Here is a 26,295-nt window from a genome sequence, read left to right on the forward strand (position 1 = left end):
GGAATTCGGCACGCAGGAGCGCAAGCTGATGTTCGCGGATCACCTGCTGAAGCACGTGCCGCTTGCTGCCCGGATCAGGAAGGTGCTGAACGAGCGTCCGGGCCACCGCGCGCCGCGCGTGCGCTTCGAGCAGGAGCTGGAGGATTTCCTGTCCGACGAAGCGGCCGAGGAAACGCTCGACGCGGTGATCGACTGGGGGCGGTACGGGGAGGTCTTCTCGTACAACGACAAGACGGAAGTGTTCAGTCTGGAGGACGTCGAGAGTTGAGCGCCGCGCCCGAATGGCGGCCACGTGTCATTCGGGCAAATCGCGCTGGCTGGTATCCCACTCGATCCCGCCCGCGTTGAGCTGTTCGATCTTCTCCATCCGCTGCCGGGCCAGTTCCGGCAGCCGGTTCGTCACGCCGATCACCAGCGCTTCGGCGAGCGCCAGCGCCGGCACGTTGGTCTGCAGCATCGCGAAAGGGCGCCCCTGGATCCGCAGCACGATCTCCGCGAATTCGCCGATCGGCGAGCGCCATTCGTCGGTGATCAGCAGGATCCGCGCGCCGAGCCGGTGCGCGGCCTGCGCGAAGCGGATGCTGTCCTTCTGGTAGCGGCGAAAGTCGAAGATCACGAGCAGGTCGGTGCGCCCCATGTCGGCCAGCGCGACGGACGCGAGATTCACGTTCGGCTCGACGTACTGCACGTGCGGCCGTGCATAGGCCAGCGTGAACGAGAACAGCGACGCGAGCGGCGCCGTATAGCGCCCGCCGCCGCAGAAGATGCGTACGTCCGGATCGGCCAGCACCGCCACCGCTGCGTCGAACGCGGCCGCGTCGAGCCCTTCGATCGTGGTCGCGAGCGATTCGGACAGCCGCTGGAAAATCGCCGCGTGGCTGTCGCGCATGCCCGTTTCCGAATGAAACGCATCCATGCGCGCGAGCGGCGAATTCATCGCGGTGTCGATCTCGTCGTGCAGCGCCTGCTGGAACGACGAATAGTTCGGAAAGCCGATCCGGACGACGAAGCGGAACACGGTCGGGTCGCTGACTTCCGCCTGCTTCGCGAACTGCGCGATGGGGCCCAGCCCGAGACTGGGATAGCGATCCAGCAACGCCTGCGCGACCTTCTGTTCCGACGGCGTGAAGCTATCCATCTGGGATAGCAGCAACGCCCTGATGCTCGTCCCCATCGGCACTCCGGCTCTCTATCTGAATTGAACGATCGAACGGCAGACGTGCGTCTGCCGGTAACTGCACGCATGTTAGCCGATCGACGTGCGGCAGGCCGCGCACGGTTCGAAATTAGAGGGACGTATCGCTCGATCCACGAATATGTTCATACATGTAATAAATCGAACATGTCTCGACAAAGATAGTCCCGCATATCCGCTTTGAATTCAGTAATTACCCTAGTTTTTGACGCAAAAAAGCGGGTGCTATGATCGCGGCCTTGCGGAAATGTACCGTTTATTACACGTCGAACAGGCGGCGTCGATACGCGGTGGTGCGGCCGCGCATCCCGGCATGCGCCGGTTTATTCGTCTGGAGGATTTCGTCATGAGGCGGCTCGTAGTACTCACCCTGTTGTCCGCGATGAGCGTGTGCGCGTTCGCCGCGTCGGACCCGGCGGTCGAAGCGAAGAACGGCATGGTCGTGTCGTCGCAGCACTTCGCGTCGCAGATCGGCGTCGACATCCTGAAGGCAGGCGGCAACGCGGTGGACGCGGCGGTGGCCGTCGGCTATGCGCAGGCCGTGACCAACCCGTGCTGCGGCAACATCGGCGGCGGCGGCTTCATGACCCTCCACCTGGCCGACGGTCGCGACCGCTTCATCAATTTCCGCGAGACCGCGCCGGCCGCGGCGTCCGCGAACATGTATCTCGATGCGGCCGGCAACGTCATTCCGGACCAGAGTCTGTACGGCTATCGCGCGGTCGGCGTGCCGGGCACGGTGGCCGGGCTCGATCTCGCGCAGCGCAAGTACGGGAAGCTGACGCGCAAGCAGGTGATGGCGCCGGCGATCCGGCTCGCGCGCGACGGCTTCGTGCTGACGCGCGGCGATACCGACATCCTCGACACGACGGTCGAGCGCTTCAGGAAGGACCCGGAAGCCGCGCGCATCTTCCTGCGCCCGGACGGCACGGCGTTGCAGCCGGGCGATCGTCTGGTGCAGAAGGATCTGGCGCGAACGCTCGAGCGCATCGCGGAGCAGGGGCCGGACGCGTTCTATCACGGCGAGATTCCGAAGATCGTGGAAACGGCGGCCAGGCGCGGCGGCGGCGTGATCACGGCGGCCGATTTCGCGTCCTATCGCGCGCAGGACATGGCGCCGCTGACGTGCACGTATCGCGGCTACGAGTTCGTGTCGGCGCCGCCGCCGAGTTCGGGCGGCGTGACGATGTGCGAGACGCTGAACATCCTCGAAGGGTATGACCTGCGCAAGCTCGGCTACCACTCGGCCGCGGCGGTCCACTATATGACCGAAGCGATGCGCCATGCGTACGAAGACCGCAACACGCTGCTCGGCGATCCGGACTTCATCGACAACCCGGTTGCGAAGCTGACGAGCAAGGAGTACGCGGCGCAGATCCGCAAGAGCATCCATGCCGACACGGCGACGCCGTCGGTCGACGTGCAGCCCGGCGTCGGCGTGCACGAGAAACCGGAAACGACGCATTACTCGATCGTCGACCACGACGGCAATGCGGTGTCGACGACCTATACGGTCAACGGCCGCTTCGGCGCCGTGGTCATCGCGCCGGGCACGGGCTTCTTCCTGAACGACGAGATGGACGACTTCACCGTGAAGGTCGGCGCGCAGAACCTGTTCGGCCTCGTGCAGGGCACGCGCAACTCGATCGCGCCGGGCAAGCGTCCGCTGTCGTCGATGGCGCCGACCATCGTGAAGAAGGACGGCAAGGTATTCATGGTGGTCGGTTCGCCGGGCGGCTCGCGCATCATCACGATCACGCTGCAGACCGTGCTGAACGTGATCGACTACGGGATGACGCCGCAGGACGCGGTCGCCGCGCCGCGCATCCATCATCAGTGGCTGCCCGACGCGGTCTATTACGAAACCTACGGCCTGTCGCCCGACACGCTCGCGATCCTTCGCAACATGGGCTACAAGATGGTCGAGCAGACGCCGTGGGGCGCCGCCGAGCTGATCATGGTCGGCCTGCCGGGCACCGAAGCCGCGAGCCGCCAGAGTTCCGGGAACGATTCGTCCGTGTCCGGCAACGTGCGTGTGGGCTTCATCTACGGCTACAACGACCCGCGCCGTCCGGCGGGCTCCGCAATCGGCTATTGATCCGATCGCTGCATGCCGGATCGCTGCCGCCGGCGTTCGCGTTGCTGCGAATGCCGGTGCGGCGGCGGCGCGTCTGTCCGCGGATCACCGTGTCGGCCCGAGCGGCGCGCTCCGCGCGCCCCATGGCACGGCACGCGCCTCTTTCTTCCGTCAACTCCATCGCCGTGCGGCGAATTCCATCATGAACAAACGAATGTCTGCGGCAGGCTGGATCCTGCTCGCGATGGCAGCCGGCATCCTGATCGGCTACCTGATCTACACGCAGCTTCCGGACAAGCAGTCGGCCGCCGAAATCGCCGGCTACATCTCGCTCGTATCCGACGTGTTCCTGCGGCTGATCAAGATGGTGATCGGCCCGCTGGTGTTCTCGACGCTGGTGGTCGGCATCGCGCACATGGGCGACGCGTCGTCGGTCGGGCGCGTGTTCGTGAAGGCGCTCGGCTGGTTCGTCACCGCGTCGCTGGTCTCGCTGCTGCTGGGCCTGCTGATGGCGAACCTGCTGCGGCCCGGCGAGAACCTCGGCCTGCCGCTGCCGGACATCGGCGCGTCCGCGCATCTCGCGACGTCGAAGTTCACGCTGAAGGATTTCGTCGGGCACATGGTGCCGAAGTCGATCGCCGAGGCGATGGCGAACAACGAGATCCTGCAGATCGTCGTGTTCTCGATGTTCTTCGGCGTCGCGCTCGCCGCACTCGGCGAGCGCGGCAAGATCCTCGTCGCCGCGATCGACCAGCTTGCGCACGTGATGCTGAAGATCACCGGCTACGTGATGAAGCTCGCGCCGCTCGCGGTGATGGCGGCGATGGCGTCGACCGTCGCGGTCAACGGATTGTCGATCCTGCTGAAGTTCGCGGTGTTCATGGGCGACTTCTACGTGAGCCTCGTGCTGCTGTGGGCCACGCTCGTCGCGGCCGGGCTGCTGTTCCTCGGCCGCCGTGTGTTCAAGCTGCTCGTGCTGATCAAGGAAGCGTTCATGCTGTCGTTCGCGACGGCCAGCTCCGAAGCCGCGTATCCGAAGATCCTCGACGCGCTCGACCGTTTCGGCGTGCGCCGCAAGATCTCGAGCTTCGTGATGCCGATGGGCTATTCGTTCAACCTCGACGGGTCGATGATGTACTGCACGTTCGCGTCGCTGTTCATCGCGCAGGCGTACGACATCCACCTGTCGTTCGGCACGCAGGTCACGATGCTGCTGATCCTGATGCTGACGTCGAAGGGGATGGCCGGCGTGCCGCGCGCATCGCTCGTCGTGATCGCGGCGACGCTGCACCAGTTCAACATCCCGGAAGCCGGGCTGCTGCTGATTCTCGGCGTCGACACGTTCCTCGACATGGGCCGCTCGGCTACGAACGCGGTGGGCAACTCGATCGCCAGCGCGGTGGTCGCGAAGTGGGAAGGCGAGCTGATGTCGGAGTCCGAAGCGAACGCGCATGCCGCGCATCTCGACGCCCAGCTCGAACGGCAGAACGATGCGCCGGCCTATGGCGCCGGTCAGACCACGTCGACCTGACGATCAGGCCGCCAGGGCGTCGTCGATGCAGGCCGCGAGCACCATCGCGGCGGCGTTGCCCGGCGTCGAGCCGAGCAGTTGCGGCGCATAGACGCTGTCGCCGATCTCGATCGATCGCCCCGACAGCGCGCACACGCCGCGCTTGCGCGTCGTGAACAGGCGCCACTTCTGGTAGCCGTAGTGCCCGGTGCACGCGTCGCACCACGAGATCATCACGGTGTCGGCCGTGGGCCGTTCGAGCACGCTGATGGTCGGCTTGCTCGTCGCGTCCCACGACGGCAGCCGGTCGCGCGTGACGCTGCGCCGCCGCGGGCCGCCCCACGAGACGGACGGCATGTCGAAGCGGCCGATTGCGGCGACGGTCATGAGCCAGGGCGCTGCACGGTTGTTCATGTCTCTGTTCCTCGAAACGTTACGCGGTGCCGCGACGCGCGGCATCACGACAGGCGGATGCGCGGCTGCACCCAGCCGTTGATCCGTTCGGCGATCCACAGCAAGGTGGCCTTGGGGAAACCGTGCAGCGCCTGCTGGTGCCGCCGGTAGAGCATCAGGTGGCTGAACTGCGCGAAGCGCCCCTGGATGAAGCCGCCGCGGAAGAACCCGAACTGCCCGAGCGTGCCGAACGCGTCGTAATCGCTGATCGACACCAGCGCGCCGAAATCGCGGAACGCGAACGGCGGAATCGGCGTGCCGTCGAGCCACGCGGGAAGGTGCTTCGCGAGATGCTCGGCTTGCTGCGTCGCGACCTGGGCGGTCGGCGGCAGCGGCCGTTCGTGGCCGTCGGGCAGCAGGCTTCCGCAATCGCCGATCGCGAACACGTGCTCGTCGCCGGTCGCCTGCAGCGTGGGGCCGATCACGATCTGGTTCGCGCGGTTCGTGTCGAGCCCGCCCAGCGCCTGCATGAAATCGGGCGCCTTCACGCCGGCCGCCCAGACCATCAGGTCCGCTTCGGCGAACGAACCGTCGCCGTAATGGAAGCCGTTCGCGTCGGCCGACGTGACGCGCGTCGACGTCAGCACGTGAAAGCCGATCTGTTCGAGCCGCCGCTGGGCCGACGCGGAAATCCGCGCCGGAAACGCGTTGAGGATGCGCGGGCCGCTTTCGAGCAGCGTGAGCTGCAGCCGCTCGCGCACCGTTTCGTCACCGTACGCCTGCGCCACTTCCAGCAGACGGCTCAACTCGGCCGCGAGTTCAACGCCCGTCGCGCCCGCGCCGACAATCGCGACGCGAAATGGCTCGTCGCGCGCGATGCTGCGGAACACGCGCATCCGCAACGCTTCGTTGAAGGTCTCCGCTTGCTGCTGGCTGTCGATGAAGTAGCAGTGCTCGCGCACGCCCGGCACGCCGAAATCGTTGGCCTGGCTGCCGAGCGCGAGGATCAGCACGTCGTATTCGAGTTCGCGTGCGTCGATCACCACGTCGCCGTCCTGGGAGCGGATCTCGCCGAGCTGCACGCGGCGGCGCGCGCGATCGAGCCCCTTCAGTTCGCCGGGCTGGTACGCGTAGCCGTGATCGCGGGCGTGGGCGAGGAAGATCACCTGTTGCTGCTGGACGTCGCGCGTACCGGCCGCGATCGTGTGCAGCATCGGCTTCCAGATATGCGTGGGACTGCGGTCGACGACCGTAATCTGCGCCCGCCCGGACCGGCCGAGGCGCTCGCCCAGACGGGTCGCGAGCTGCAGTCCGGCGATCCCGCCGCCGACGATGACGATGCGTGTAGGGGTTGTCATTGATAAATCATCACGTGATGAATAATGTATGATCCTAGCGCTTCCCGGCTCGGCGTGTCAACGCAGCGGGGCAGGCCGCCCGCTTCCGGTACGTGAAACCGGGTACCGGGCACGGGCATTCGAATCGTTCAAGGAGCAGGAAAAACGTGGCAGAAGTCACTGAGCGCGCGCCGTCGAAGCGGCGTACGCGCGGACGGCCGCTGGCGGATGCGTCCGTCGGCCCGGACGTGATATTGCGGGCCGCGCGCCGCACGTTCGCGAAGCGCGGCTACGACGCGACGAGCGTGCGCGAAGTCGCGCGCGAGCTGGGCATCGACGCGGCGCTGATCGCCCATCACTTCGGCACGAAGGAAACGTTGTGGCTGGCGGTCGTCGAGCAGATCGTCGAGTTGGCCGAACCGATGTTCGACGCGCTGCGCGCGCTGCGCACGTCGTCGCTGCCGCACCGCGACCGCGTGCGGCGCGCGCTCGAGCTGTGCGTCGATCACGAGTTCGCGGAGCCGGATATCGGCATGTTCTTCTCGACGGCGGCGACCGAGGAGGGCGGGCGGCTCGATCGGCTGCAGGAGCGAATCGTGCGCCCGTATCACGACGCGATGTTGCCGCTCTTGGCGGATGCGGTCGAGGCCGGCGCGATCCGTCCGGTCGATCCGAACGTGCTGTTCTTCATGATCGCGAGCGCCGTGGGCATGACGGTGTCGTATCGTCACATGATGCTGGAGTTCACGTCGCTGCCGACGCGGCCGGAGGCATTCCGGCAGGCCGTGCTCGGCGTCGCGCTCAACTTCCTCGGCGACTGAGCGCCGCGCGCGATGCGCGCGGTCACGTCGCGGCGACCAGCCCCAGTTCGCGCACCGCCTCGCGCGCGCTCTCGCGCAGCGCATCGACGAGCGGCGACGGCGTACGGTATGCGAGCGCCAGTTCGTACGCGAGCGGGCTGCCCGCATCCTTCAGTTCGCAGAACGTAATGCCTTGCGGCTGCATCGGCACGAACAGGCGCGGCATCAGCGCGATGCCGATGCCGCCCGCGACGAGCCCGGCCGTCGTCTGCATCTGGCGCGGTTGCTGGACCACGCGCGGCGCGAAGCCGGCCTGCGCGCATGCCGTCACGATCAGCGCATGCATGCCGGGCCCGTGGTGCGCGGCAAACATGACCCACGGTTCGTCCGCCAGCTCGGCCAGCGCGATGCGGCGGCGGCGCGCGAGCCGGTGGCCGTCGGGCAGCGCGGCCACCATCCGGTCGCGCAGCAGCGGTTCGATACGCACGTCGCCGGCATCGGCCACCGGCAGCACGACGAGGCCGACGTCCGTGCGATCGTGATGCAGCGCGAGCACCTGCTCGGCCGTCGTGCCTTCCTCGAGCTGGAAATCGACGCCCGGATGCCGTTCCTGGAACGCGCGCAGGATCAGCGGCAACAGCGCATTGACCGTGCTGTCGACGAAGCGCAGCCGCAGCGTGCCGCCGAGGCCGGCGCCCGCGCGGCGCGCCGCGGCCACCGCGCGCTCGGCCTGTTCGAGCGCGCGCCGCGCTTCGAGCAGGAATGCTTCGCCGGCAGGCGTGAGCCGCGAGCCGCGCGTGTCGCGGTCGAGCAAGGCGACGCCCAGTTCGTCCTCGAGCTTGCGGATCGCCGCGCTGAGCGGCGGCTGGGCCATGTGCAGCCGCTCGGCAGCGCGCCGGAAGCTGAGCGTTTCGGCGACCGCGATGAATTGCCGGAACTGGCGCAGATCGATCATGGCGATACCTTTTGCGTATCAATGTGTCATCGAATTCGTATTTTACCTATCGCCGTCCGTTGCCCACACTGCAAACGTCACCAATCGTCAACACCGAGGAAAGGAGGGCAGGTCATGACGGGCAACGAACGACAACGCACGGCGATCGTCACGGGCGGATCGAGCGGGATCGGCTTCGCGATCGCGCGCCGGCTGGTGGAGGACGGGTATCGTGTCGCGATCGTCGGGCGCGACGTGGCGCGGCTGAAGGCGGCCGTCGAGCGTCTGGGCGGCGCGGCGATCGGGCAGGCCGGCGACCTGGGCGTGCGGCGCGACGCGCAAGCGGCCGTCGCGGCGATCGTCGCGCGATGGCCGCGCATCGACGTGCTGGTCAACAACGCGGGGCTGACCGGGCGCGTCGGCGCGGATACCGAAGCGGGGGAAGCGGAGGCCGTATGGGACGCGGTGCTCCATGCGAACCTGAAAAGCCTGTTTCTGACGACGATGGCCGTGCTGCCGCACCTGGCCGACCATGCCGCGCGAATCGTCAACATCGGCTCGATCGCGGCGCGTGCCGGCAGCCTGTTGCCGGGCGGCCTCGCGTATGCGGCCGCGAAGGCCGGCGTCGAAGGCTTCACCGTCGCGCTGGCGCGCGAACTCGGGCCGCGCGGGGCGACGGTCAATACGGTCGCGCCCGGCTATATCGCCGACACGCGTTTGTTCGGCGGCAGCGGGGTCGCGCCGGCCATCGCGGCGACGATCCGCGAGCAGACGCCGGTCGGCCGCGCCGGGCAGCCGGACGACATCGCCGATGCGGTCGCCTGGCTCGCCGGGCCGCGCGCGTCGTTCGTCACGGGCGCGACGATCGCGGTGAACGGCGGCTGGCGCGTCGGGTGATGCAGGACGCGCGCGGCCTGCGCGTCATTCGGAGTCGGTCGGCGGCTTGTCGCCGAGCCAGCGTCGCGCGCCGGGCCCGTTGCGGCCCGCGCGGTCATCCGGGTTGGTCAGCTTGCAGCGTTTCAGCGACAGGCAGCCGCAGCCGATGCATTCGTCGAGATTGATGTAGAGCCGCTGCAGCTCCTCGATCCGGCTTGCGACGCGCTGCTTCCAGCCGCGCGACAGCCGCTGCCAGTCCTTGTTGCTCGGCGCGGTGTCCTCGGGCAGGCTGACGAGCTGTTCGGCGATTTCGTCGAGCGAATAGCCGATCTTCTGCGCGAACACGATGAACGCGATCAGCCGCAGCACCGCGCGCGAATAGTGGCGATGACTCGAGCCGTTGTGGTGCGACTTGATCAACCCGCGCATCTCGTAGAAGCGCAGCGTCGACGCCGGCACGCCGCTGCGCGCGGCCACTTCGCGGATCGACATCAGCGGCCATTGCGGGGTTTCCTGGATACCCATGACACCCTCCGGAAAAGCTTGACTTGAAGTTAACTTGAACTTTTATGCTACGCGGCAGTTTAACCCGTCGCGAGGCATCATGTTCTCCTTTTCCCTACGCAGGACGTCGCCTTTGGGCGCTGCCTGCGCCCTGTTGCTGGCGTTGTCGGGTTGTCACGACGGCAAAGGCGCATCGTCGGCCCATCCTCTTCCCGAAGTCGGCGTCGCCACCGTCGCGCCGCGCACCGTCCGCCTCGCGGACGAATTCAACGGACGCGTCGAAGCGGTCGACGCGGTCGAGCTGCGGCCGCGCGTGAGCGGCTATCTGCAGCGTGTCGCGTACAAGGAAGGCGACGTGGTCGCGCAGGGCGCGCTGCTGTTCGAGATCGATCCGCGCCCGTACCGGATCGCGCTCGACCGTGCGAATGCGCAGCAGCAGCGCGCCCGTGCGGCTGCGAGCCTCGCGAACGTGCAGCTCAAGCGCGTGCAGACGCTGATCGATGCGCATGCGACGTCGCAGGAAGAACTCGACAACGCGCGCGCGACTGCCGAACAGGCACGCGCCGATCTGCAGGCGGCCGATGCGGCCGTTGCCGACGCGAAGCTCAATCTCGGTTTCACCGAAGTGCGCGCGCCGATCGCCGGCCGCGTCGGCCGCGCGGTCGCGACCGTCGGCAATCTCGCGCGTGCGGACGACACGCTGCTGACGACCGTCGTGTCGCAGGATCCGGTCTACGTGTATTTCGATTGCGACGAGCAGAGCTACCTGCGCTACAACGCGCGGCGCGCCGACCCGAAACATCGCGCGATCGGCGCCGATCCGGTGCGCATCGGCCTCGCGAACGAGACGGGCTTCCCGCATGCGGGCACCGTCGATTTCCTCGACAACCGGCTCGATCCGCAGACCGGCACGATCCGCGCACGCGTGCGGCTGCCGAATGCGGACCATGCGTTTACGCCGGGCCTGTATGCGCGCGTGCAGCTCGTCAGCGGCCGCGACCAGAGCGCATTGCTGGTCGACGACAAGGCCGTGCTGACCGACCAGGACCGCAAGTACGTGTACGTGATCGGCGCGGGCGACAAGGCGCTGCGCCGCGACGTGACGATCGGCCGCGAACTCGACGGCGAGCGGATCGTCGAGAAGGGGCTGCAGGCGGGCGACCGCGTGGTCGTCGACGGCGTGCAGCGCATCTACTATCCGGGCGCGCAGGTGAAGCCGAAGGCGCTGCCCGCGCGCGCCGATGCGGGCAGCGCGACGCAGGCGGTCGCCAATGCCGGCACGCCTGCCGCGCAATGACGGGAGCGATACGATGGATTTCTCCCGATTCTTCATCGACCGGCCGATCTTCGCGGTCGTGCTGTCGATCGTCATCTTCGCGATCGGCCTGATCTCGATCCCGATGCTGCCGGCCGGCGAATATCCGGAAGTCGTGCCGCCGAGCGTCGTCGTGCGTGCAACGTACCCGGGCGCGAACCCGAAGGAAATCGCCGAGTCGGTGGCCGAGCCGCTGGAAGAGGCGATCAACGGCGTCGAAGGCATCATGTACATGAAGTCGGTCGCCGGTTCGGACGGCAGCCTGCAGGTCGTCGTCACGTTCCTGCAAGGCGTCGACCCCGACACGGCCGCCGTGCGCGTGCAGAACCGCGTGAGCCAGGCGCTGTCGCGCCTGCCCGACGAGGTGCGCCAGTACGGCGTGACCACGCAGAAGCAGTCGCCGACGCCGCTGATGTACGTGAGCCTCTATTCGCCGGACAACAGCCGCGATTCGCTGTACCTGCGCAACTACCTGACGCTGCACGTGAAGGACGAACTGTCGCGGCTCACCGGCATCGGCGACGTCGGCGTGTACGGCTCCGGCGATTACGCGATGCGGCTGTGGCTCGACCCGAACCGGCTCGCGTCGCGCGGCTTGACCGCGAGCGACGTGATCGCGGCCGTGCGCGAGCAGAACGTGCAGGTGTCGGCAGGTCAGCTCGGCGCGGAGCCGTCGCCGAAGAAAAACGACTTCCTCGTGTCGATCAACGTGCGCGGCCGCCTGCGCACCGTGCAGGAATTCGGCGACATCGTGCTGCGCAACGGCGACGACGGCCAGGTCGTGAAGCTGTCCGACGTCGCCCGCATCGAGCTCGGCGCGGGCGACTACACGCTGCGTTCGTATTTCAACGACAGGCATTCGGCCGTGGTCGGCATCTTCCTGTCGCCGGGCGCGAACGCGCTCGACGTCGCGAAGGCCGTGTATGCGAAGCTCGACGAACTGTCGAAGCGCTTCCCGCCCGGCGTCGCATACCGCCCCGTGTGGGACCCGACGGTATTCGTGCGCGAATCGATCCGCGCGGTGCAGCACACGCTGATCGAGGCCGTCGTGCTGGTCGTGCTCGTCGTGATCCTGTTCCTGCAAACGTGGCGCGCGTCGATCATTCCGCTCGTCGCGGTGCCGGTGTCGGTGGTCGGCACGTTCGCATGGCTCTACCTGCTCGGCTATTCGATCAACACGCTGACGCTGTTCGGGCTCGTGCTCGCGATCGGGATCGTCGTCGACGATGCGATCGTCGTCGTCGAGAACGTCGAGCGCAACATCGCCCGGGGGCTGAGCCCGCGCGACGCCGCACACCAGGCGATGCGCGAGGTGTCGGGGCCGATCGTCGCGATCGCACTCGTGCTGTGCGCGGTGTTCGTGCCGATGGCTTTCATGTCGGGCGTGACCGGCCAGTTCTACAAGCAGTTCGCGGTGACGATCGCGATCTCGACGGTGATCTCCGCGATCAACTCGTTGACGCTGTCGCCCGCGCTCGCCGCGAAGCTGCTGCGTCCGCACGGCGCGCCGAAGGATGCGCTGACGCGTGCGCTCGATCGCGCATTCGGCTGGCTGTTCCGTCCGTTCAACCGGTTCTTCGAGCGCAGCTCCGACCGTTACCACGGCGTCGTCGGCCGCACGCTGAAGCGGCGCGGCGCGGTGTTCGCGGTCTATGCGGCGCTGCTCGCGGCGACCGCGCTGCTGTTCGACGCGGTGCCGGGCGGCTTCATCCCGGTGCAGGACAAGCTGTACCTGTTCGCGGGCGCGAAGCTGCCGGAAGGCGCGTCGCTCGCGCGCACCAGCGCGGTGACCGAGCAGATGACGAAGATCGCGCTCGGCACCGACGGCGTCGAGATGGTGCCGGCGTTCGCCGGGCTGAACGCGTTGCAGGGCGTGAACACGCCGAACATCACGAACTCGTACGTGATCCTGAAGCCGTTCGACCAGCGTCGTCGCAGCGCCGCGCAAATCAACGCGGACCTGAACGCGCGTTTCGCGGCGATCGGCGGCGGCATCACCTATGCGCTGATGCCGCCGCCGATCCAGGGGCTCGGCAACGGCTCCGGCTACTCGCTGTATCTGGAGGATCGCGGCGGGCTCGGCTACGGCGAATTGCAGAAGGCGCTCGGCGCGTTTCAGGCCGCGGTCGCGAAGACGCCGGGGATGAGCTATCCCGTCAGCTCGTACCAGGCGAACATCCCGCAGCTCGAGGTGAAGGTCGACCGGCTCAAGGCGAAGGCGCAGGGCGTCGCGCTGACCGATCTGTTCAATACGTTGCAGGTCTATCTCGGTTCGATGTACGTGAACGATTTCAACGTGTTCGGCCGCGTGTATCGCGTGATGGCGCAAGCGGATGCCGGCCACCGGCAGACGGCCGCCGACATCGCGAACCTGCGCACGCGCAACGCGAAGGGCGAGATGGTGCCGATCGGCTCGATGGTGACGGTCGGGCCCGCGTACGGTCCCGACCCGGTCGTCCGCTACAACGGTTATCCGGCCGCCGACCTGATCGGCGACGCCGATCCGAAGACCATGTCGTCGTCGCAGGCGATCGCGAAGCTGCAGCAGATCGCGAAGGACGTGCTGCCGCCGGGCATCGCGCTGGAATGGACCGACCTCAGCTACCAGCAGGTCACGCAGCGCAACGCGGCGATCGTCGTATTCCCGCTGGCCGTGATGCTGGTGTTCCTGGTGCTCGCGTCGCTGTACGAGAGCTGGACGCTGCCGCTCGCGGTGATCCTGATCGTGCCCGTGTGCATGTGCGCGGCGCTGTTCGGCGTGTGGCTGTCCGGCGGCGACAACAACGTGTTCGTGCAGGTCGGCCTGGTCGTGCTGATGGGGCTGGCGTGCAAGAACGCAATCCTGATCGTCGAATTCGCGCGCGAGCTCGAGATCCAGGGCAAGGGCGCGGTCGAAGCGGCGCTCGAAGCGTGCAGGCTGCGGCTGCGTCCGATCGTGATGACGTCGGTCGCGTTCATCGCGGGCTCGGTGCCGCTGCTGATCGGCAGCGGCGCGGGCAGCGAGGTGCGGGCGGCCACCGGCGTCACCGTGTTCGCCGGGATGCTGGGCGTCACGCTGTTCGGGCTGTTCCTGACCCCCGTGTTCTACGTGGCGATCCGCAAGCTCGCGGGCGGCACGCCGGCCGTCTGGCGCGAACAGCACGGCACCCTCGAAGGAGAAAACCGATGAGCGCCGCTTTCCGTCTTTCCGCGCTGGCGATGTCGGTGACGCTCGCTGCCTGCGCGGTCGGCCCCGATTTCGAACGGCCCGATACGATCGCGGCCGCGCGGTTCGCGCGCGACGACCGTCCTGCGACGCAGCGCGACGCGGCGACGGTCCAGACAGGGTCCGATATGCCGCCCGACGCGTCGGCCGACGCCGATGCCACGTTCTGGCGCGGGTTCGGCGATCCGGTGCTGACGCAGTTGATCGATGCGGCGCTCGCGGCGAACCAGGACCTGCAGGTCGCGGTGTCGCGTTACGACGCGTCGAATGCGCTGCTGTCTCAGGCAACGTTCGACCGCTATCCGACGATCACCGCGAGCGGCCGGATCGGCCATCAATTGATGAGCAAGGACCAGGCGTTCGGCGCGCCGCGCAGCCAGCGCGACACGCCGACGTCGAGCGTCGGCATCAATGCCGCGTGGGAACTCGACCTGTTCGGCCGCGTACGCCGCTCGATCGAGTCGCAGCGCGCGGAAACGGCGGCGAGCGCCGCGGACGTGCGCGCGGTGCGCGTCGCGATCGCGGCGGAGGTCGCGAGTACGTACGTCGATCTGCGCGGCTCGCAGGAGCGGTTGCGGATCGCTCGCGAGAATGCCGACAACCAGAAGCAGACGCTCGCCCTGATCAATGCGCGCGTCGGCGCGGGGCGAGGCTCCGACCTCGATGCGGCGCGCGCACGCGCGCAGTACGAATCGACGACATCGCGGATCGCCGTGTACGAAGCCGCGATCGGCGTCGACGAGCATCGGCTCGCGGTGTTGACCGGGCAGACGCCGGATGCGCTGATCGGCCGGTTCGACTTGCCGAAGGCGGCCGCGCCGACGGGCACGCCGGTCCCGCTGCCGGCGCTCGCGGCCGACATCGATCCCGGCACGCCGGGCGACCTGCTGCGCCGCCGCCCCGATGTCGCGGCCGCCGAGGCGCGGCTGCATGCGGCGACAGCCCGCGTCGGCGTCGCGACCGCCGACCTGTTCCCGCGCTTCACGCTGTCCGGGTTGCTCGGCAGCGCGACGAGCAGCTACGGGTTCTTCCGCGCGGGCAGCGACACGAACCTGATCGCGCTCGGCATCGACTGGTCGTTCCTCGACGTCGGCCGCGTGCGTGCACGGATCGCGGCGAGCGACGCGGAAGCGGCCGGCCAGCTTGCGCAGTATCGGCAGACCGTACTCGGCGCGCTGGAGGAAACCGAGAACGCGCTGCTGCGTGTCGCCCGCACGCGTGACGAGACCGCGCACCTCGTGCGCGCGGCCGACGACAGCGCACGCGCCGCGCAGCTTGCGCAGGCGCGTTTCTCGGCAGGCGCGATCGACTACTACGAAGTGCTCGACGCGCAGCGGACGCTGCTGCAGGCGCAGGACGCGGCGGCCGACGGACGGATGCGCAGCGCGGCATCGGCGGTCGCGCTGTACAAGGCGCTCGCGGGCGGCTGGCCGTCGGGCGCGGGGCAGGGCCTGCAAGGTCCGCTCGCTCGGTCGGGGAAGTAGCGCGAGCAGGGTTCGGGTCTCGCTCGCGGCGATGCGGGAAGCGCAGGCCGAAGGTCTGACGGGTCGTTGCTCCCGCGAGCGGCACGAGCGCGATCCGGTGCGCGAACAGCTCGCGCGCATGGCCGGGCAGCAGCGAGCAGCCGACGCTGCCCGATACGAGGTTGGTCGGCGAGAAGATGTCGCCCACGGCGTCACGACGTTGGGCGTCACGTGGCCGACGCGTGCGAGCGGGTCGCCCGTCGCCCCTCGCGGGGTACGTGCCGTTCGCGGGATCGTTCGGATTCCTCTTCAGTATGTTCATGCACGACGGCGCGCGGTGCGTGGTCGCGCAGCCGGCTGCTTCGGGGCGGGCCGCCGTGCGCCAAGTCGCGGCCGCACGGCCGGGACGACGAGCCATCGGGGCGAGTCGCATGCGGGGTATCGCGCGAACCGATGCTTAGCATCGCCGGCGGCGGCCTACCGCGGCCGCCGCCCGGTCATTACGCTTGGGCGATCATCCACTCTGTCCGGAAGGTCGCCATGTCCCGGTTCGACTACAAACTGCTCGGCCCCTGCCTGCTCGCCATCGCGCTCGACGCGATGGGGTTCGGGCTCGTTTATCCGATGATGTCCGCCATCTTCAGCGATCCGCACGCGGGCATCCTGCCGGCCGACGCCAGTGCACACGCGCGCAATTTCTATCTCGGTCTCGGCTACGGGATCTACCCGCTGTGCATGTTCTTCGGCTCGTCGCTGATGGGTGAGCTGTCCGATCGCTACGGCCGCCGTCGGATCCTGCTGCTGTGCGTGCTGGGCCTCGCGGTCGGCTACGCGACGATGGCGGGCGGTGCGTGGCTGGGCAGCGTCGCGCTGCTGCTCGCCGGCCGCGGGCTCACCGGCCTGATGGCCGGTTGCCAGGGCATCGCGCAGGCGGCCGTCGCCGATCTCGGCACGCCCGATACGAAGGCGTACGACATGAGCATCATGTCGCTTGCGTTCAGCGCGGGCGTGATCGTCGGCCCGGTGCTCGGCGGCGTCGCGTCCGACCGGACGATCTCGCCGCTGTTCGACTACGGCACGCCGTTCGTGCTGGTCGCGGCGCTGTCGCTGATCTGCGCGTGCTGGACCTGGGCGTCGTATCGCGATTGCGCCGCGCCGCGCGGCGATACGCGCATCGATCCGCTGCTGCCGTTGCGGATCATCCGGGAGGCCGCGCGCCAGCGCAACGTCGCGTTCCTGTCGGTGGTGTTCTTCCTGATGCAGGTCGGCTACGGGCTCTACCTGCAGACCATCATGCTGCTGTTGCAGGCGAAATTCGGCTATACGAGCGCGCGGCTCGGGCTGTTCAGCGGCGTGATCGGCATCTGCTTCGTGTTCGGCCTGTTGTGCGTCGTGCGGCTGATGCTGCGCGTGTGGCGCGTGATCGAGATCGCGAAGACGGGCCTGCTGGTGGCCGGCCTCGGCCAGATCCTGTCCGCGTTGTTTCCGCACGAACCGGTGCTGTGGGCGCTCGCGATGGTCGTCGGCTGTTTCGACATGGTTGCGTACACGACGATGTATACCGCGTTTTCCGATGCCGTCAGCGACGATCGGCAGGGCTGGGCGCTCGGCGTCGCGGGCTCGGTGATGGCGGTCGCGTGGGTCGTGACGGGGGCGCTGACGAACCTGCTGCCCGTATTCGGCGAAATCGGCCTGCTGCTGATCGGCGGCGCGGGTTTCCTGCTCAGCTTCGCGATGATGGTCGCTTACGGCCGTACGCGGCCGGGCGCGCGACCGGCCGTGCTGTCGTAGGCGGCGCTCGCGCACGTTGGCCCGATTCTGTCGGACGTTGTCCCGCGCGCCGCTGTCGCGCCGCGCCGCGCGGCCCGACACTGGCGCGTCGCGGCCGGGGAAGGTTCCGGGCCGCGTCCGGCGACGCCGCAAGGCCCGGCGCGCCGTTCCGCCAATGTGTCAACCAAGAGGGCATTCCATGCAACATCCGACCATCCGTACCCTGGCCGGCGCGAGCGCGCCGACGTCGATCGCCGCCGCCCGCACCGCGCTGCTGGTGATCGATTTCCAGAACGAATACTTCAGCGGCCGTCTGCCGATTCCGGACGGGCCGCGTGCGCTGGGCAATGCGCGGCGCGTGATCGCGTTCGCCGACCGCGCGGGCATTCCAGTGTTCCACGTTCAGCACGTCGGGTCGGCCGACAGCCCGATCTTCGCCGACGGCAGCCACGGCTTCCGCTTTCATGCGGACCTGCAGCCGGCGCCCGCTCACGCGGTCGTGAAGAAAACGTCGGTGAGCGTCTTCCCGACGACGGACCTCGATGCGCGGCTGAAGGCGGCCGGCATCGACACGCTGATCGTCACCGGCCTGATGACGCATGCGTGCGTGGCCGGCGCGGCACGCGATGCGGTGCCGCTCGGCTATGCGGTGATCGTCGTCGACGATGCCTGCGCGACGCGCGATCTCGACGTCGCGGACGGCGGCACGGTGCCGCACCGCGACCTCCATCGTGCGACGCTGGCCGCATTGTCGGATACGTTCGGCGACGTGCTGACCACCGAGCAGGTGCTGGCGCTCGGCGTCGCGTGACGGCGCCGGTTCGCGCACCGATCGCCCGGGCCTGGCGCGACGTACGTGCGTCGCTGCGAATGCAGACGCACGTCTCGATCGCACGGGACTGCGCGAGCGTCGCTACCGAACGGGCGAACCGATTGCCGTCGAAGATCGCGAAGCAGCGTCGATTCGGCCGGCGTAGGGGGCGGCCGGTCGCGTCCGGCGTCGTGCATCAGAACATCGTGTTCTGGTTCGCGGACGTTTCGGGTACCGGCTGAATCACGTCCCAGTGTTCGACGATCTTGCCGTTCTTCACGCGGAAGATGTCGACCACCGCTTCGCCGCGATCGCCCGGATGCTCGGTCGCATGCACGTGCAGGTAGACGAGATCGCCGTCGGCCGCGCTGCGGACGATGCGCGCGCGCGATGCCGGGTTCTTCTGGAACGCTCCGACGAAGTACGACACGAACGGTTGCTTGCCGTCCGGCACGTACGGGTTGTGCTGTTTGTAGTCGTCCGCGACGACGGCAGCGGCCTCGACTGCTTCGTGCCGGTTGAAGAAGCGATCGTAGAACGTCAGCACGAGCCGGCGATTGGCTTCCTCGGTGGCCAGGTCGCGTGCGGCGGGGCCGGCGGCCAGCGCAGCTGTCGATGCGGCCAGCAAAACGAATGCGGCACCGGCGCGAACGGGGGAGCGGGACGATGACATGTAGCGTTTTCCTTGTCTGGCGATACGTGGACGGGATGGGCGAGCGACCCGCGGGTTGCGCGGGTCGGGACGGCCGGCGCGCGAGCTGGACGGCGGCGGGCGCTGGGCGCGGTGCGCGCATCGGTTCGTTGACCGGCGGTGTGCGGTAGACGATCTCGATGGGTTGAAGCGTCCCCGGACGCATTCGCATCGCCATCGTATGACTTCGTTATCGGAATGATGCCGCCGGAATGGCGACCCGACGATATGTCGACTGCAGTGCGGCTGCCGTAACGCACGATTGCGTGGCGTGGACCGCGTCGGTTCTCGCGCGCGACTCGGCTCCGGCCCTTCGGCTGGGGCCGAGCCGCTGCTCACCGCCACGAGCCGTCGACGTAGACCCACACCGACCCTTGGCGGCGCCAGTAGCCGGGTACCCAGCGGCGCCCGGGGCGTCGCGCGACCCAGCGACCGGGAACCCATATATAGCGGCCGCGCTGCCAGCGCCAATAGCCGTCCGTCCATATATAGCCATGCGGCCGTGGCGGGGGCGGGCGACGGTCGTGGCGTGCCGCCGGCGGCGCGAAGCCCGGCCGGTCTGCATAGGGCGGCCCGCCGGGTACGCGATTCGGGCCGGCGGGCCGATACACGGGCGGGGAAGGCTGGGCCGAGGCGGCGCGCAACCAGCCGGTGCCGACGAAGGCGGCGGTCAATCCGATGGCGCGCAGCAACGAGCGTCGATTCATGGCGGCTCCTGTTCTGTATGCGAGGCTGCCTTACATTAGCCTGCCGGTCTGCCCGCCGCGTTACGGGGCCGGTTAAGGCTGTTACCGCGTGTCACGGCGGGGTCGAGCCGCCGTTTCCTTTCCAACGGCTGACGGAATCTCGCCGTGGCAGAGGTATCGGCCCCTGTTTAGGGTGCCGAGGGGACGTTTTAGATGCGGAAAGGCCAATATTTGAGATTTGATAAGGTAATAATTACCGTTTTTGGTGGGCCGAACCGAAACCGTTTGTTGTTTCTATGCAACCGTCAAGCCGATGACATGAAAGAATGGTGCGATGAAAGCGTCCAAAAAGCCGGCGTCAAGAGGTCAAAAACAAACGTTAAAACAAATACTTATGACGCGGCCCCACTTTCATTATTTCTAGTTCTGGAAAAGCTTATTTCTTTATTTGCGGATCGCTCCCCTAGGGTACACCCCTAAACTCACGGTTCCCAAACGGGCAACTATCCGGGCGCCGCCAGCAGGACCGATGGCGCTCCCGGGCGGTTGAAGACCGTTTATGAACAAGGTCGCGAGACCTGCCTCTTTTTAGAAGGGAGCTCCACGAATGAACAAGACTCTGATCGTTGCAGCAGCTGCAGCATCGTTCGCTACCGTCGCTCACGCGCAAAGCAGCGTCACGCTGTACGGCGTGCTGGACGCAGGCATCACCTACACGAGCAACGTCCAGCCGGCACTCGGCCAAGCTGGCAAGTCGCGTTGGGCGATGGGTTCGGGCATTGACCAGAGCCGTTTCGGCCTGCGTGGTTCGGAAGACCTCGGTGGCGGCCTGAAGGCAATCTTCACGTTGGAAAGCGGCTTCAACATCGGTAACGGCCGCTTCGCAAACGGCAACGGCGGCATGTTCAACCGCCAGGCTTTCGTTGGCCTGTCGAGCCAGTACGGCACGGTCACGCTGGGTAAGCAGTATGACGCAACGCAAGACTACCTGGCGCCGCTGACGGCAACGGGCTCGTGGGGCGGCACGTACTTCGCGCACCCGCTGAACCTCGACCGTCTGAGCACGAACGGCGACGTCGCGCAGAACAACACGATCAAGTACACGAGCGCTAACTACGCTGGTCTGCAATTCGGCGGCACGTACTCGTTCTCGAACAGCACGAACTTCGGCAACAACCGTGCATACAGCGGCGGTCTGTCGTACCAGTTCCAAGGCCTGAAGCTGGGTGCAGCATACTCGCAAGCGAACCTGGGTGACGGTACGAACGCAAACGGCGCGACGTCGTCGGCAATCGGTGGCATCGCTAGCCAAGGCCGCGTCCGTACGTACGGTGCTGCTGCTGGTTACGCATTCGGCCCGGCGCAAGTCGGCGCTGCATGGACGCAAGCGCGTCTCGACAACAACGCAGTTGCTGCAGGCACGCTGCGCACCGACAACTACGAAGTCAACGCAAAGTACAACCTGACGCCGGCTCTCGGCCTGGGTGCTGCTTACACGTACACGAACGCGAAGATCAACAACGGCAGCACGCACTGGAACCAGTTCGGTCTGCAAGCTGACTACGCACTGTCGAAGCGCACGGACGTCTACGCACAAGCTGTGTACCAGCGTGCAGCGAAGAACGGCATCGGCGCGTCGATCTACAACGGCGACAGCTTCGCCAACAACCTGCCGAGCTCGTCGATCAACCAAACCGCAGCAACGGTTGGTCTGCGTCACCGCTTCTAAGCGTGACGGGCGGGGTAACCCGCTTCGCAGCATCGAAAAAGGCGCCTTCGGGCGCCTTTTTTTTCGTCTGCGGAACGCGGTGGCGGCAACCCCGATCGTCCGGATACAAAAAAGCGAGGCCGGTGCCTCGCCTTTTTTGTGCTGCGCCCGTGTGGCGCGGCGCTGGTCGCCGATGGCTCAACGCGTGTATTCGCCGTTGGCTTCCGGCTGGAACACGATCGCGGCAACCTTCATCAGCTTTTCGGCGCCGCTCGGCTGCATCACCTTGACCATCTGGCCGCGTTGCGTGCCCAGCAGCGCCATGCCGACGGGCGAGAAGACGTTCAGACGGCCGAGTTCGAGGTTGGCGGCGTCCGGATAAACGATCGTCCAGGTGGCCTGTTCCTGGGTTGCTTCGTCGAGCAGCGTGATTTGCGAGTTCATCGTGACGACGTTCGCCTTGATGGCGTCGGGCTGGACGATATCGGCGCGCTCCAGCAGCGTGTCGAGCATCGCCTGAAAGCGCGGATTGTGCTCGGCATGCTTTTCGAGGCGAGCGACGTCGAGTTCGGTCAACTGGTAAAGGCGTTGTTTCATGGTGGTTCTCCAAATGATCGGCAGAGGGCAGGCGTGGCGTGCCTATGAGGATCGCCCGGAGCCTGTCTAACCTGGCTCCGGGTGGAGACCGAGCGGTCAGATCAGGCGCCGGGCAGGGGCGAGCGGTGCCTGGGCCGTGCGTCGAACGAGGGAATGCGCCGGCTGGCCGGCGCGCACGCGCACGCCGGCCAAGCCGGACGGCGAAACCAAAAGGGGCGTGAGCGCGTACATGGTGAATGGAATATCGACTGGCGAAGGAAACCTTACGATTCTACAACACAACCTTCCGGACATGTGATCCGGCTGTCGGCCTTTCGTCAGCGATTGTTGTGTAGATGAAGCAAGTTGCAACGACCCTGTTCGGAAACAGTGGGCGATTTTTTCCAGAAATGCAACGCTGTATGTTCAAACTAAGGGTTTCCCCTTGGAAGCGCGCGCACTACACTGAATTCAATCGCTTCAGACAGTCCTGCCGAGGCGACGCCAAAAGAGAACATATTCCGGAGGTAAATCATGAAGTCGATCATCTACGCAGCCATCGCCGCATCCGTCCTTGCCGCTCCGATTGCATCGTTCGCGCAGTCCGAGCAGGGGTTGACCCGCGCTCAGGTCAAGGCCGAACTCGTACAACTCGAGCAGAACGGCTACAAGCCGCTGGCGAGCGATTCGCAATATCCGAGCGACATCCAGGCGGCCGAGCAGCGGGTTCAGCCGAATCAGCCGATGCTCGCGCACGCCGACACGAGCGGTTACGGTGCCGTGGCAACGGGGGCCGCGCAAGCCGGCCGCCGCGTGACGCGTGAAGCGCCGAATCCCGTGAATTCGGTCTACTTCGGTAACTGATCGAGCATCCCGCGGGTCTGCCCGGGCGCACCGCCGAATTGACGAGACGCGCGCCAGTCGCGCGCGTCGTTCGCCCGCAGAAGCAGAACCTCCGTCGCCGCATGTCGGCGGCTTTCCGCCCAGACGCTGACGCGTTTGGGCCTTTTTTGCTGGGGCGGATCAGGCGGACGTAACGGTGGGCGTGCCGTGGATATAGTGTTCGAGCTGGCTGATCGTGAACTGCTGATCGGCAATCACGCTCTTCACGAGGTCGCCGATCGAGATGAGGCCGACCAGCTTGCCGCCGTCGAGCACGGGCAGGTGGCGCATCCGGTGCTGGGTCATCAGCGCCATGCACTCGTCGGTGGATTGCGACGGTTCGACGTAGCGCACCTTCGCCGTCATGATTTCCTCGACGCGGGTGGCTTTCGACGAGCGGTCCTGCAGGACGACCTTGCGCGCGTAGTCGCGCTCGGTGACGATGCCCGCGATGTCGTCGCCGTCCACGACGAGCAGTGCGCCGATGCCCTTTTCCGCCATCAGCTTGATGGCGTCGTAGACGAGATCGCTCTTCGTGACGGTGTAGATGGTACGGCCCGAATCCGGCTTGGCCTTGAGAATCTGCGCGACAGTCGTGCTCATTCGCTTTCTCCGTGTGCAGGTCGATGCAGGGCAGGCGGGGCGTGATGCGCGTCACCCGATGAGCCCAGTATAGCCGGGCGGGCGGCGGCAGTCGCGTGACGTTTCCAGATTAGCGGTAAACTCCCGTCACGCACCATCCACACAACTCCTACATTCCTGAACGTTTCAATTGAATTCATGATGTCTTCGCGTCCCCAATCGCCCGCGCCGGGCAATGGCCAGGCCGACGAGTGCGTGACGCTCGTCGCCACGGCGTCGCTGCCTACGCGCTACGGTACGTTTACGTCGTACGCATTTCGCGTATCGGGCAGCGATGCCGAACATCTCGCGCTCGTGATGGGCGATGTGACCGGCGAGCAGTCCGTGCTGACGCGGCTGCATTCCGAATGCCTGACCGGTGACGTGTTCGGTTCGTACCGCTGCGATTGCGGCGAGCAACTCGATCTCGCGTTGCGTTACATCGCGGCCGAAGACCGCGGCGTGCTGCTGTATCTGCGCGGCCATGAAGGCCGCGGCATCGGCCTGAGCAACAAGATCCGCGCCTACGCGCTGCAGGAGCAGGGGCGCGATACCGTCGAGGCGAACCTCGATCTCGGCCTGCCCGACGACGCCCGCGAATACGACTCGGCCGCTGCGATCCTGCGCATCCTCGGCGTGACGTCGGTGCGGTTGATGAGCAACAATCCGAAGAAGTTCGATACGCTCGTGAAGCACGGCATTCCCGTCTGCGAGCGCGTGGCGCTCGCGGTGCCCGTGCGCGAGGAAAACGAGCGTTATATCCGCACGAAGCAGGCGAAGTTCGGACACTACTTCGAAGAAAACGAGTGATGGAAATTCGGGAGTCTTCGGGACGGTTGTCTGGCAAGCGATTTGTCCCGGAGAGGCTTTCTGGTGATGGGTTTTGATCGAAAGTCGGGTTTGTCGCAAATCGTATCGATACTTCCGAACATCGGGAAGCTTGGCATTCTGGCGTAGCTTTTTCATAAAGCTACGCCACTTTCCGATGAGATTTGCGCGCGCACTGCAAGCAAGCTGACCTCGGGTCAGCACTTGGCCTTTGGCGGCTTTCCCGGGCTACGCCTGAAGACGACCGGAAGTCGTCTTTCGTGGTGCGAACATGCTGTGATCCTCTCGTCTCACGATCGCGCTGAACCAATAAAAAGGTTTTGTGATTTGGGCCTCCCTCCGGGGGCTCGTTGACGATCAGCCTCGTCTCGCTTGATGCCTCCTGCCGATTGCCCCGGACCGGTGTCCGCATTGCTGCCTTTCCCCGACTACATCTCCTGCTGTCGGCCGAGGCCCTGAAATACTCGCCGATTGCTGGAGCACCGACGTCGTCCATTGCGGCGCAGCGCTTGCCTGCTCATTTCGCGCGACACGATTAACGCGATTGGACAATGGTCAACGTCGTTGTCAACGTTCCGATACCAATGGAAGGCCGGGTCCCATGCGACGAAGGGCACGGTCGTGCATTCGTCGGTTTTGCGGGCGATTACGTCGCGCACGCGCGCTCCTATGCCGGCAGGAGACCTGCCGCCCGGTAAGTCTCTATCAAAGTGTCGTATAGCGCGATATCCGAACGGCTTCTGGCAATGAGCTGAGCGCCGGCAACGGCGGCGAAGATGGCGCGAGCCCGTTGTTCGCACGTTTCGGCGCTACCCACTGCCGCCGCGGACAGAACTTTATTCAGCCACGCGACATTGACATCGGCAAACGTCTGAACCTCTTTCATCACCGCCGCGGGCAGGTCGTCGCTTTCGGCGGCCATGAAACTGCAGAGGCACATGCGGTTACCGTTCTCGAGCGCCTTGCGGAACGTGTCGGGATACTGGCGGAGACACTGGAGTGGATCCGAGGATTCGGCCAGCAGTGCTTCCAGCGTCGCGGCCGAATCCTCCCAGTAGCGCCTCGCGACCGCCGCGCCGAGTTCGGCCTTGCTCGGGAAGTGGTGGTAGACGCTGGCAGCCTTGATGCCGACGACGTCCGCGAGATCGCGAAAATTCAGCCCGCCGTAGCCATGCGCCTGCGCGACCCTTGTGGCGGCCGCCAGGATGTTCTCCTTGGAGTTTGAGCCTGTCTCGTTCTTCACTGCTACGGCCTCGCAATTCAAAAAATGAGCGTTGACGGAGACGATTATACCTTCTACAGTAAACCTACCATGTGGCAGGTAGGGGCGTAGCACCGCATGTTCCGACACCATCTATTCCGACGCAACGCACTGTAGAGGCTTAACGATGAGTTCCGAGATACTCGACTTCGATGTACCCAAACTTCCCTTGATGAAGATCTACGATTTTCCGACGGGACCCTATCCGACACGCGTGCGCATCGCCTTGGCCGAGAAGAACCTTCAATCGCGTGTCGAGTTTGCGATGGTCGACCTTTATAAAGGGGAGCACAAAAGGCCGGAATTCATTGCGCAGAAGAACTACTCGGGCACGCTGCCGGTGCTCGAACTCGACGACGGGACGCTCATTGCCGAGTGCACGGCCATTACCCAATACCTGGACGCGCTCGATGGTACGCCCACGCTCACCGGCAGGACGCCGCTCGAACAGGGCTTGATCCACATGATGAGCAAGCGCGCCGAGCTGGAGCTGCTCGACGCCATCAGCGTGTATTTCCACCACGGCACGCCGGGGCTGGGGCCGGACGTCGAAACCTATCAGAATGCCGAGTGGGGATTCCGTCAACGCGACAAAGCCCTGAGGGGCATGCGCTACTTCGACGAGGTTTTGAAAAGACAGCCGTTTGTCGCCGGGGAAGCCTTCTCGATGGCCGACATCACGGTGATCGGCGGTTTGATCTTTGCGTCGATCGTGAAGCTGGCGGTGCCTGCCGAATACGTGGCACTTCATGCGTGGTACGCGAGGATGAAGGAGCGCCCCAGCGTAAGAAACCAGCCGGCATTCTCGGCACTGAGCGGGACATCCGATTGATGTTTGTGGACGACGGTTTT

Annotated in this window: 24 protein-coding genes; 14 read left to right on the plus strand and 10 right to left on the minus strand. The window is 66.3% G+C overall.

What is annotated here, in order from left to right:
- Positions 1–268: AAA-associated domain-containing protein (locus WS61_RS09100; protein ID WP_179949343.1), on the plus strand; the 268-nt coding region annotated here is incomplete at its 5' end.
- A 27-nt stretch (positions 269–295) separates the two neighbouring features.
- On the opposite strand, the gene WS61_RS09105 is transcribed toward WS61_RS09100, so the two are convergent.
- Positions 296–1,174, minus strand: a complete 879-nt coding sequence (locus WS61_RS09105; RefSeq protein WP_059500173.1) for a MurR/RpiR family transcriptional regulator — start codon at positions 1,172–1,174, stop codon at positions 296–298.
- Positions 1,175–1,541: 367 nt separating this feature from the next.
- Between WS61_RS09105 and ggt the strand changes: the two genes are divergently transcribed.
- Together ggt and WS61_RS09115 are read left to right on the plus strand one after the other, a co-directional pair.
- Entirely contained in the window at positions 1,542–3,293 is a 1,752-nt protein-coding gene (gene ggt, locus WS61_RS09110; RefSeq protein ID WP_059500174.1) for a gamma-glutamyltransferase, read from the plus strand.
- Positions 3,294–3,474: 181 nt separating this feature from the next.
- Positions 3,475–4,803: a dicarboxylate/amino acid:cation symporter gene (locus tag WS61_RS09115; protein ID WP_059500175.1), complete on the plus strand. Its 1,329-nt coding sequence runs from the start codon at positions 3,475–3,477 to the stop codon at positions 4,801–4,803.
- A gap of 3 nt (positions 4,804–4,806) precedes the next feature.
- Here the strand turns inward: WS61_RS09115 and WS61_RS09120 are convergent, their stop codons facing one another.
- Together WS61_RS09120 and WS61_RS09125 are read right to left on the minus strand one after the other, a co-directional pair.
- The gene (locus WS61_RS09120; RefSeq protein WP_034204517.1) at positions 4,807–5,196 is read right to left on the minus strand and encodes a DUF3331 domain-containing protein; all 390 of its coding nucleotides are present in this window, start codon (positions 5,194–5,196) and stop codon (positions 4,807–4,809) included.
- A 44-nt stretch (positions 5,197–5,240) separates the two neighbouring features.
- Entirely contained in the window at positions 5,241–6,533 is a 1,293-nt protein-coding gene (locus WS61_RS09125) for an NAD(P)/FAD-dependent oxidoreductase (RefSeq protein WP_059500176.1), read from the minus strand.
- 146 nt (positions 6,534–6,679) lie between these two features.
- On the opposite strand from WS61_RS09125, the gene WS61_RS09130 reads away from it, so the two are divergent.
- On the plus strand, positions 6,680–7,333 hold the full coding sequence (locus tag WS61_RS09130) for a TetR/AcrR family transcriptional regulator (protein ID WP_059500177.1): 654 nt from the start codon (positions 6,680–6,682) through the stop codon (positions 7,331–7,333).
- Between the two features lie 22 nt (positions 7,334–7,355).
- Here the strand turns inward: WS61_RS09130 and WS61_RS09135 are convergent, their stop codons facing one another.
- The gene (locus tag WS61_RS09135; RefSeq protein WP_059500178.1) at positions 7,356–8,267 is read right to left on the minus strand and encodes a LysR family transcriptional regulator; all 912 of its coding nucleotides are present in this window, start codon (positions 8,265–8,267) and stop codon (positions 7,356–7,358) included.
- Between the two features lie 114 nt (positions 8,268–8,381).
- Here WS61_RS09135 and WS61_RS09140 point away from each other — a divergent pair, with 114 nt between their 5' ends.
- Positions 8,382–9,143: an SDR family NAD(P)-dependent oxidoreductase gene (locus tag WS61_RS09140; protein WP_059500179.1), complete on the plus strand. Its 762-nt coding sequence runs from the start codon at positions 8,382–8,384 to the stop codon at positions 9,141–9,143.
- A gap of 24 nt (positions 9,144–9,167) precedes the next feature.
- Here the strand turns inward: WS61_RS09140 and soxR are convergent, their stop codons facing one another.
- Entirely contained in the window at positions 9,168–9,647 is a 480-nt protein-coding gene (gene soxR / locus WS61_RS09145) for a redox-sensitive transcriptional activator SoxR (protein ID WP_059500180.1), read from the minus strand.
- 79 nt (positions 9,648–9,726) lie between these two features.
- Here soxR and WS61_RS09150 point away from each other — a divergent pair, with 79 nt between their 5' ends.
- From WS61_RS09150 to WS61_RS09170, 5 genes are all read left to right on the plus strand, one after another.
- Positions 9,727–10,923, plus strand: a complete 1,197-nt coding sequence (locus tag WS61_RS09150) for an efflux RND transporter periplasmic adaptor subunit (RefSeq protein WP_059500181.1) — start codon at positions 9,727–9,729, stop codon at positions 10,921–10,923.
- Positions 10,924–10,936: 13 nt separating this feature from the next.
- Positions 10,937–14,110: an efflux RND transporter permease subunit gene (locus tag WS61_RS09155; RefSeq protein ID WP_059500347.1), complete on the plus strand. Its 3,174-nt coding sequence runs from the start codon at positions 10,937–10,939 to the stop codon at positions 14,108–14,110.
- Positions 14,107–15,630, plus strand: a complete 1,524-nt coding sequence (locus WS61_RS09160; protein ID WP_059500182.1) for an efflux transporter outer membrane subunit — start codon at positions 14,107–14,109, stop codon at positions 15,628–15,630. Before WS61_RS09155 ends, WS61_RS09160 begins: the two co-directional genes overlap by 4 nt.
- Before the next feature lie 519 nt (positions 15,631–16,149).
- Positions 16,150–17,400 carry an MFS transporter gene (locus WS61_RS09165; RefSeq protein ID WP_059500183.1) on the plus strand — a complete coding sequence of 417 codons (1,251 nt, stop codon included), beginning with the start codon at positions 16,150–16,152 and terminating at the stop codon, positions 17,398–17,400.
- A gap of 178 nt (positions 17,401–17,578) precedes the next feature.
- The gene (locus WS61_RS09170) at positions 17,579–18,190 is read left to right on the plus strand and encodes a cysteine hydrolase family protein (protein ID WP_059500184.1); all 612 of its coding nucleotides are present in this window, start codon (positions 17,579–17,581) and stop codon (positions 18,188–18,190) included.
- A 196-nt stretch (positions 18,191–18,386) separates the two neighbouring features.
- On the opposite strand, the gene WS61_RS09175 is transcribed toward WS61_RS09170, so the two are convergent.
- Together WS61_RS09175 and WS61_RS32985 are read right to left on the minus strand one after the other, a co-directional pair.
- Entirely contained in the window at positions 18,387–18,863 is a 477-nt protein-coding gene (locus tag WS61_RS09175; protein ID WP_059500185.1) for a nuclear transport factor 2 family protein, read from the minus strand.
- A 353-nt stretch (positions 18,864–19,216) separates the two neighbouring features.
- Positions 19,217–19,588: a YXWGXW repeat-containing protein gene (locus tag WS61_RS32985; protein ID WP_082741733.1), complete on the minus strand. Its 372-nt coding sequence runs from the start codon at positions 19,586–19,588 to the stop codon at positions 19,217–19,219.
- A gap of 586 nt (positions 19,589–20,174) precedes the next feature.
- Here WS61_RS32985 and WS61_RS09180 point away from each other — a divergent pair.
- Complete coding sequence (locus WS61_RS09180) at positions 20,175–21,296, plus strand: porin (RefSeq protein WP_059500186.1); 1,122 nt, start codon at positions 20,175–20,177, stop codon at positions 21,294–21,296.
- Between the two features lie 177 nt (positions 21,297–21,473).
- Here the strand turns inward: WS61_RS09180 and WS61_RS09185 are convergent, their stop codons facing one another.
- Entirely contained in the window at positions 21,474–21,872 is a 399-nt protein-coding gene (locus tag WS61_RS09185) for a GreA/GreB family elongation factor (RefSeq protein WP_059500187.1), read from the minus strand.
- Positions 21,873–22,385: 513 nt separating this feature from the next.
- Here WS61_RS09185 and WS61_RS09190 point away from each other — a divergent pair.
- A complete protein-coding gene (locus WS61_RS09190; RefSeq protein WP_059500188.1) occupies positions 22,386–22,715 on the plus strand; it encodes a DUF4148 domain-containing protein in 330 nt (109 codons plus the stop codon).
- 159 nt (positions 22,716–22,874) lie between these two features.
- Here the strand turns inward: WS61_RS09190 and WS61_RS09195 are convergent, their stop codons facing one another.
- Positions 22,875–23,336: a CBS domain-containing protein gene (locus tag WS61_RS09195; RefSeq protein ID WP_059500189.1), complete on the minus strand. Its 462-nt coding sequence runs from the start codon at positions 23,334–23,336 to the stop codon at positions 22,875–22,877.
- A gap of 177 nt (positions 23,337–23,513) precedes the next feature.
- Between WS61_RS09195 and ribA the strand changes: the two genes are divergently transcribed.
- Positions 23,514–24,164, plus strand: coding sequence for a GTP cyclohydrolase II (ribA, locus tag WS61_RS09200; protein ID WP_059500190.1), 651 nt, complete (start codon positions 23,514–23,516; stop codon positions 24,162–24,164).
- 685 nt (positions 24,165–24,849) lie between these two features.
- On the opposite strand, the gene WS61_RS09205 is transcribed toward ribA, so the two are convergent.
- Positions 24,850–25,425, minus strand: coding sequence for a TetR/AcrR family transcriptional regulator (locus WS61_RS09205; protein WP_059500191.1), 576 nt, complete (start codon positions 25,423–25,425; stop codon positions 24,850–24,852).
- 145 nt (positions 25,426–25,570) lie between these two features.
- Between WS61_RS09205 and WS61_RS09210 the strand changes: the two genes are divergently transcribed.
- Positions 25,571–26,275 (plus strand): glutathione S-transferase, encoded by a 705-nt coding sequence (locus WS61_RS09210; protein ID WP_059500192.1) that lies wholly within the window; start codon positions 25,571–25,573, stop codon positions 26,273–26,275.
- Positions 26,276–26,295 lie beyond the last annotated feature (20 nt).

The organism is Burkholderia sp. ABCPW 11 (assembly GCF_001523445.1).
Classification (GTDB): domain Bacteria; phylum Pseudomonadota; class Gammaproteobacteria; order Burkholderiales; family Burkholderiaceae; genus Burkholderia.

What these genes read in the sequence shown, in the direction of transcription:
- WS61_RS09160 (WP_059500182.1), top strand. Translation starts at nt 14,107, where the DNA reads ATGAGCGCCGCTTTCCGTCTTTCCGCGCTGGCGATGTCGGTGACGCTC.
- ggt (WP_059500174.1), top strand. Translation starts at nt 1,542, where the DNA reads ATGAGGCGGCTCGTAGTACTCACCCTGTTGTCCGCGATGAGCGTGTGC.
- WS61_RS09125 (WP_059500176.1), bottom strand. Translation starts at nt 6,533, where the DNA reads ATGACAACCCCTACACGCATCGTCATCGTCGGCGGCGGGATCGCCGGA.
- WS61_RS09135 (WP_059500178.1), bottom strand. Translation starts at nt 8,267, where the DNA reads ATGATCGATCTGCGCCAGTTCCGGCAATTCATCGCGGTCGCCGAAACG.
- WS61_RS32985 (WP_082741733.1), bottom strand. Translation starts at nt 19,588, where the DNA reads ATGAATCGACGCTCGTTGCTGCGCGCCATCGGATTGACCGCCGCCTTC.
- WS61_RS09115 (WP_059500175.1), top strand. Translation starts at nt 3,475, where the DNA reads ATGAACAAACGAATGTCTGCGGCAGGCTGGATCCTGCTCGCGATGGCA.
- WS61_RS09105 (WP_059500173.1), bottom strand. Translation starts at nt 1,174, where the DNA reads ATGGGGACGAGCATCAGGGCGTTGCTGCTATCCCAGATGGATAGCTTC.
- WS61_RS09150 (WP_059500181.1), top strand. Translation starts at nt 9,727, where the DNA reads ATGTTCTCCTTTTCCCTACGCAGGACGTCGCCTTTGGGCGCTGCCTGC.
- ribA (WP_059500190.1), top strand. Translation starts at nt 23,514, where the DNA reads ATGATGTCTTCGCGTCCCCAATCGCCCGCGCCGGGCAATGGCCAGGCC.
- WS61_RS09165 (WP_059500183.1), top strand. Translation starts at nt 16,150, where the DNA reads ATGTCCCGGTTCGACTACAAACTGCTCGGCCCCTGCCTGCTCGCCATC.
- WS61_RS09175 (WP_059500185.1), bottom strand. Translation starts at nt 18,863, where the DNA reads ATGTCATCGTCCCGCTCCCCCGTTCGCGCCGGTGCCGCATTCGTTTTG.
- WS61_RS09210 (WP_059500192.1), top strand. Translation starts at nt 25,571, where the DNA reads ATGAGTTCCGAGATACTCGACTTCGATGTACCCAAACTTCCCTTGATG.
- WS61_RS09170 (WP_059500184.1), top strand. Translation starts at nt 17,579, where the DNA reads ATGCAACATCCGACCATCCGTACCCTGGCCGGCGCGAGCGCGCCGACG.
- WS61_RS09140 (WP_059500179.1), top strand. Translation starts at nt 8,382, where the DNA reads ATGACGGGCAACGAACGACAACGCACGGCGATCGTCACGGGCGGATCG.
- soxR (WP_059500180.1), bottom strand. Translation starts at nt 9,647, where the DNA reads ATGGGTATCCAGGAAACCCCGCAATGGCCGCTGATGTCGATCCGCGAA.
- WS61_RS09195 (WP_059500189.1), bottom strand. Translation starts at nt 23,336, where the DNA reads ATGAGCACGACTGTCGCGCAGATTCTCAAGGCCAAGCCGGATTCGGGC.
- WS61_RS09190 (WP_059500188.1), top strand. Translation starts at nt 22,386, where the DNA reads ATGAAGTCGATCATCTACGCAGCCATCGCCGCATCCGTCCTTGCCGCT.
- WS61_RS09180 (WP_059500186.1), top strand. Translation starts at nt 20,175, where the DNA reads ATGAACAAGACTCTGATCGTTGCAGCAGCTGCAGCATCGTTCGCTACC.
- WS61_RS09185 (WP_059500187.1), bottom strand. Translation starts at nt 21,872, where the DNA reads ATGAAACAACGCCTTTACCAGTTGACCGAACTCGACGTCGCTCGCCTC.
- WS61_RS09120 (WP_034204517.1), bottom strand. Translation starts at nt 5,196, where the DNA reads ATGAACAACCGTGCAGCGCCCTGGCTCATGACCGTCGCCGCAATCGGC.
- WS61_RS09155 (WP_059500347.1), top strand. Translation starts at nt 10,937, where the DNA reads ATGGATTTCTCCCGATTCTTCATCGACCGGCCGATCTTCGCGGTCGTG.